The following is a 6,350-nucleotide window of genomic DNA, read 5'->3' as shown; positions in this document are numbered from 1 at the left end:
CTAGAGGCTTATTTACCATGGGCTCCAAAAATCCAAGAGAATTGTAGATAAAGAAAACTCCAAGATTAAAAGCAATCTGCTTATAATCTTGGAGTTTTGTCAATATACTCTGTTATTGGGCGCTTACAATATATTTTCTGAAAAAGCATAAAAATAGAGGTCTGTAGGGTTCTGAAATGACGAGATTTCCCATGCCTAGGGCTTTTGTGGTATAATGAACTGATTCAATCTCTTATAAAATCGATTCTTCGTGGAAACAAGAGTCGAGTATAGAAAGAATGGAAAAGAATATGTTTGGTTTTAAAAAGAAGGAAGAGCAGCTTTCGCTTGTTGTTCCTAAACACATTGGAATCATTATGGATGGGAATGGTCGCTGGGCACAGAAACGGATGCAGCCACGAGCATTTGGACACAAGGCTGGGATGGAGGCTCTGCAAGCTGTCGCTAAAGCTGCCAGTCAAATGGGTATTAGAGTTTTAACAGTTTATGCGTTCTCCACAGAGAATTGGTCTCGTCCGGAAAAGGAAGTCAAGTTTATCATGAATCTTCCAGTAGAGTTTTATGACCGCTATATTCCCGAGTTGCACCGGCAAGGTGTTAAGATTCAAATGATTGGAGATGTGGGTCGCCTACCATCAGAAACACTAGCTTCCCTGCGAAAGGCAGAGCAACTTACGGCTAATAATACAGGAATGATTCTCAATTTTGCCTTGAATTATGGAGGACGAGCGGAGATTCAAGAAGCAGTTCGAGTTATTGTAGAGAAAGTGCAAGCGGGAATCTATGGAATCGACCAAATTACGGATGAATTGATTGGATCCCATCTGTATACTGGGGCTTTACCTGAAGATTGGCGGGATCCGGAATTAATTATTCGGACAAGCGGGGAGTTGCGTCTCAGCAATTTCTTACCTTGGCAGTCGGCTTATAGTGAATTGTATTTTACGGATACCTTATGGCCAGACTTTACAGCTCAGTCATTAGAAGAGGCGATTGAGGAGTATAACCGTCGCAATCGTCGTTTTGGAGGCGTTTAATATGGAAAAAGAATTACAGAATCGCATTCTTTTTGGTACAGTAGCAGCAGTTATTTTGCTAGTGCTTTTATGGGTTGGCGGTTTGCCATTTCAATTAATTGTTGGTCTCTTAGCTATGTTAGGGGTGTACGAGCTGTTTACTATGAAGGGATTAGCTATTAATACACCTGAGGGGATTTTGGCAACCTTGGCTGCACTCCTTTTGACCCTACCTTTGGAAAATTATTTGTCCTTTTTACCAAGTGACTCAAATATCGCTCTCTTTGCCCTTTTGGCTATGGGAATTTTGGGAAGTACAGTTTTTGTGGACGAGTATTCCTATGATGATGCGGTTGTCCCAATTGCCTCCAGCTTTTATGTTGGCTATGGATTCCATATGTTGGTCCGGGCTCAGATGTCTGGTATGGATAAGGTCTTGTATGCCCTATTCCTAGTTTGGGCCACGGATAGTTTGGCTTACTTTACCGGGAAGCGTTATGGGAAGCGCAAGCTGATTCCACAAGTTTCTCCGAATAAGACAATCGAGGGGAGTTTAGGGGGGATTGCTGGAGCTATGGTGGTAACCACTCTCTTTTACTTATTCAGCCCTGGGACTTTCGGAGGCAGGAGCTTTATCTTGATGTTATTTTTGTCCATCCTCTTTTCGGTGGCGGGACAATTTGGAGATCTTGTCGAAAGCTCGATCAAGCGGCACTACGGTGTTAAGGATTCTGGTCGTTTTATTCCAGGACACGGTGGTCTTTTAGATCGTTTTGATAGCCTGCTTTTTGTCTTCCCTCTCTTGCACCTAGCGGGGTTCTTTTAAGATGAAGAATATCTATCTCATGGGAGCGACTGGTTCTATCGGTCAGCAGACTTTGGATATTCTTCGTTCCTATCCTGATCAGTTTCGCCTAGCAGCCTTTAGTTTTGCAAGCAATTTCGTAGGGGCACAGTCGATTATTGAAGAATTTAAACCAACTGCGGTGGTTGTAGCAGATCAAGCTCTGGGTCAAGCACTGCTTGCAGACTATCCAGGGCTGGAATATTATCAGGATTTAGCGGTCTATGCTGCGACTGGAACTTATGACCTCATGATTAATGCTGTTATGGGAAGCGTAGGTCTTCCTGCTACCATGGCGGCGATCCAAGCTCAGAAGGATATTGCCTTGGCCAATAAGGAAACCTTGGTGATGGCCGGAGAGTTTGTCATGGCAGCCGCTAAAGAAAAGGGTGTACAGATTTTGCCTATAGATAGTGAACATTCCGCTATCTTCCAAGCCATGCAAGGTCTGGAGCGGCAGGATGTAAAAAAATTGGTCATTACTGCTAGTGGGGGAAGTTTCCGAGACAAAGCACGTACTGAGCTCGAAGAAGTTACAGTTGCAGAAGCCTTGGCTCATCCTAATTGGTCAATGGGGGCTAAAATTACGATTGATTCCAGTACCATGGTCAACAAGGGCTTGGAAGTGATCGAAGCGCACTATCTTTTCGACTGGGATTATGATCAGATTGAAGTGATCCAACATCGGGAAAGCATTGTTCATTCTATGATTGAAATGCAGGATGGAGCTTTTTTGGCTCAGTTAGGGCCAAGTGATATGCGTGAACCGATTCAGTTTGCGATGACCTATCCTCATCATAGACGGTTACAAAATCCAAAAGCTTTTGATTTAACAGAAATTGGACAGCTTCATTTTGAAAAAATGGATTTGGAACGTTTTCCGATGTTGGCCTTGGCCTTTGAGGTTGGTCGTAAGGGAGGCTCTTTTCCAGCAGTATACAATGCTGCTAATGAAGTGGCAGTTGCTGCTTTTTTAGACGGTCAGATTTCTTATTTAGAGATTGAGCGCTTCATTGAGCGCGCAGTTGCTGAGCATATAGAAGTGACTGACTTGAGTTTGGAAGAGATTCTTGATAAGGACCGGTCTACACGAGAGAAAGTAAGGGGGTGGCTTGCCAGATGATGGGAATTCTGAGTTTTTTATTTATATTTGCAGTAATTGTTATTGTTCATGAGTATGGTCATTTTGCTTTAGCTAAAAAATCGGGAATTCTAGTTCGAGAATTTGCAATCGGAATGGGACCGAAAATTTTCAGCCATCAAGGAAAAGACGGGACTCTCTATACGATTCGGATATTGCCTTTTGGAGGTTATGTTCGGATGGCAGGATGGGGTGAAGACCGGGTTGAGATTCCCAAAGGGAGTCTGGTCGCTCTTAGTCTCAATGCAGAGGGAGTTGTTACCCGCTTGAATTTATCCAAAAAAGAGTTGGATCATCAAGCAGTTCCTCTCCAGGTTCTGGATTATGATCTAGAAGAAGGCTTGGTCATTAAGGGGCTCTTGATGGATGAGGAAGTGACCTATTCGGTTGATCATGATGCAACTATTGTTGAGAAAGATGGGACCGAGGTACGGATTGCTCCTTTGGATGTCCAATATCAAAATGCGAGTCTGTTGGGGCGGTTTCTCACCAATTTTGCAGGACCTTTTAACAATTTTGTTTTGGGAGTTTTGGCCTTTAGCCTGTTGCTCTTTATCCAAGGGGGAGCGCCGAATCCAAACACTAATCACGTACGCGTAGCAGATGGAGGGGCCTTGGCACAAGCGGGCTATCAAAATGAGGTTTCTTTAGAGAAAATAGGTGATAGTCCAATCGAGGTCTATACTGATATTTCGCCAGCAATTCAAGAAGCTACGAAAAAAGCTAAGGATGGTAAGGTATCTGTTCAGGTCAATCAAGTGACTCAAGAGATTCAGTTGCAAGAAATGGATGGAACTTATCGAATTGGGGTTTTGCCAGCCTTGGATACAAGTTTGATGGCCAAGCTTACGGGTGGTTTCACGATGGCTGCTGCTGCTGCCGGCCAAATAATAACCGCCCTTCGCAATTTGATTTTCAATCCTGATTTGAATGGCTTGGGAGGGCCAGTTGCGATTTACCAAGCTTCTAGCCTTGCAGCCAGAGATGGATGGACAAGTATTTTGCAACTTCTAGGTTTCTTATCGATTAATATTGGAATTTTCAATCTTGTACCGATTCCAGCTTTAGATGGTGGGAAAATTTTATTGAACATCATTGAAGCTGTTCGACGAAAACCTGTTAAACGAGAAACAGAAACCTATTTAACCTTAATTGGTACCGGTTTAATGCTACTTTTGATGATTGCAGTAACCTGGAATGATATAGTACGAACATTTTTTTAGAGGAGAATAAATGAAACAAAGTAAAATGCTGATCCCAACTTTACGGGAAATGCCGAGTGATGCACAAGTTATTAGTCATGCTCTCATGTTACGGGCGGGTTATGTACGTCAAGTTTCTGCGGGGATTTATACATATCTTCCTCTAGCGAATCGTGTCTTGGAAAAAGCCAAGCAAATTATGCGGGAAGAGTTTGAAAAAATGGATGCTGTAGAGATGTTGACGCCAGCGCTTCTCAGTGCAGACCTTTGGCGAGAGTCTGGTCGTTACGATACGTATGGTGAAGACTTGTATAAATTGAAAAACCGAGAAGGTTCAGATTTTATTCTAGGTCCAACCCATGAAGAAACCATGACGGTTGTTGTACGAGATTCTGTTAAATCTTACAAGCAACTTCCTATGAATCTTTACCAAATTCAATCGAAATATCGAGATGAAAAGCGTCCACGTAATGGATTATTGCGGACTCGCGAGTTTATTATGAAGGATGGATATAGCTTCCACGCAGATTATGATAGCTTGGATGTAACTTATGAGGATTATCGTCAAGCTTATGAGCGGATTTTTGATCGTTCAGGCTTGGAGTATAAAGCTATTATCGGAGACGGTGGAGCTATGGGAGGAAAAGATAGTCAAGAATTTATGGCTATTACCCCCGAACGGACGGATTTAGAGCGTTGGTTGGTATTAGATAAATCCATTGCGAGCTTAGATGAAATTCCAGCGGATGTGTTGGCAGAGATTCGTGCAGAGCTTGAAAAATGGGTCATTTCTGGTGAAGATACGATTGTTTATTCTAGTGAGTCTGGTTATGCAGCCAATCTTGAAATGGCAACGAATGAATATAAACCAAGAAATCTAGTGGTAGCTGAAGAAGAAATCGTTAAAGTTGCGACACCAGACACCAAAACAATTGACGAGGTTGCGGCTCTCTTAAATGTTCCAGAAGAGCAGACGATCAAAACGATGATCTATATGGCAGATGGTAAACCCGTTGCAGCTCTCTTGGTTGGTAATGATCAGGTTAATGAAGTGAAATTGAAAAACTTCTTGGAAGCAGACTTTATGGCCCCTGCAACCGATGCGGATGTGCAAGCACTTCTAGGTGCGGGATTTGGTTCATTAGGTCCAGTGGCTTTACCAGAAGAAGTTCGAATTGTAGCGGATCGTAAAGTTCAGGACGTTCGCAACGCAGTTGTTGGTGCGAACGAAGATGATTTCCACTTAACAGGTGTGAATCCAGGACGTGATTTCCAAGCAGAATATGTGGACATTCGAGAAGTGAAAGAAGGAGAGCTCTCTCCAGATGGTTTGGGAGAACTCCAATTTGCCCGTGGAATTGAGATTGGTCATATTTTCAAATTAGGAACTCGTTATTCAGAATCAATGGATGCTAAAGTTCTTGATGAAAATGGACGTGCTATTCCGATTGTGATGGGGTCTTACGGAATTGGAGTGAGTCGACTTCTATCCGCAGTTATGGAGCAGCATGCTCGTCTATTCGTCAATAAGACACCAAAAGGAGATTACCGCTTCTCTTGGGGAATTAATTTCCCGAAAGAATTGGCGCCATTTGATGTCCATTTGATTCCGGTTAATGTTAAAGATCAAGCTAGTCTTGACTTGACTGCTCGCCTTGAACAAGCTCTGATGGGAGCGGGCTATGAAGTCCTAACTGATGACCGTAACGAACGGGCCGGTGTTAAATTTAGTGACAGTGACTTGATTGGACTTCCAATCCGCATTACTGTCGGTAAAAAAGCAGACGAAGGCATCGTTGAAGTTAAAATTAAATCTAGCGGATCAAGTATTGAAGTTCATGAAGACAATCTTCTTGAGACGCTTCATATTCTTTTGAAGGAAGAACAGTAAGATCGTTAAAACAGCCCCAGCAGTTATTTTTGCTGGGGTTGTTTTATATGGATAAAAAAGTTTAAAAAAATTAAACAAAAGTGTTGCCAAGTGAGTAAGAGTGTTGTATACTAATAAAGTCCTGAAGGGAGAGTTCCTTAAACGGGACAGATGAATGATAAAAGTTCGGGTGAAACGAACGAATTCAAAAAAACTTCAAAAAAGTTAACAAAAAGTGTTGACAAGCAAATGAAGTTTTGATAGAATGATTAAGTTG

The 6,350-nt window shown here is 42.4% G+C and carries 5 protein-coding genes; all 5 read left to right on the top strand.

The window, feature by feature from the left end:
* The first annotated feature begins 290 nt into the window (after window positions 1-290).
* From E4T71_RS08030 to E4T71_RS08010, 5 genes are read left to right on the top strand one after another with little or no spacing between them, the layout of a single operon-like run.
* On the top strand, window positions 291-1,037 hold the full coding sequence (locus E4T71_RS08030) for an isoprenyl transferase (protein WP_135038783.1): 747 nt from the start codon (window positions 291-293) through the stop codon (window positions 1,035-1,037).
* Between the two features lies 1 nt (window position 1,038).
* Window positions 1,039-1,842: a phosphatidate cytidylyltransferase gene (locus E4T71_RS08025; RefSeq protein WP_135038779.1), complete on the top strand. Its 804-nt coding sequence runs from the start codon at window positions 1,039-1,041 to the stop codon at window positions 1,840-1,842.
* Between the two features lies 1 nt (window position 1,843).
* Entirely contained in the window at window positions 1,844-2,983 is a 1,140-nt protein-coding gene (gene dxr / locus E4T71_RS08020; RefSeq protein ID WP_135038777.1) for a 1-deoxy-D-xylulose-5-phosphate reductoisomerase, read from the top strand.
* Window positions 2,980-4,224 (top strand): RIP metalloprotease RseP, encoded by a 1,245-nt coding sequence (gene rseP, locus E4T71_RS08015; RefSeq protein ID WP_306766725.1) that lies wholly within the window; start codon window positions 2,980-2,982, stop codon window positions 4,222-4,224. The genes dxr and rseP overlap by 4 nt, the downstream gene beginning before the upstream one ends.
* Window positions 4,225-4,234: 10 nt before the next feature.
* Window positions 4,235-6,094, top strand: coding sequence for a proline--tRNA ligase (locus tag E4T71_RS08010; protein ID WP_135038775.1), 1,860 nt, complete (start codon window positions 4,235-4,237; stop codon window positions 6,092-6,094).
* Window positions 6,095-6,350: the final 256 nt, after the last annotated feature.

This window comes from Streptococcus sp. WM07 (assembly GCF_004570525.1).
In the GTDB taxonomy this organism is placed as follows: Bacteria; Bacillota; Bacilli; order Lactobacillales; family Streptococcaceae; genus Streptococcus.
This window is presented reverse-complemented; position numbering and strand designations above follow the sequence as displayed.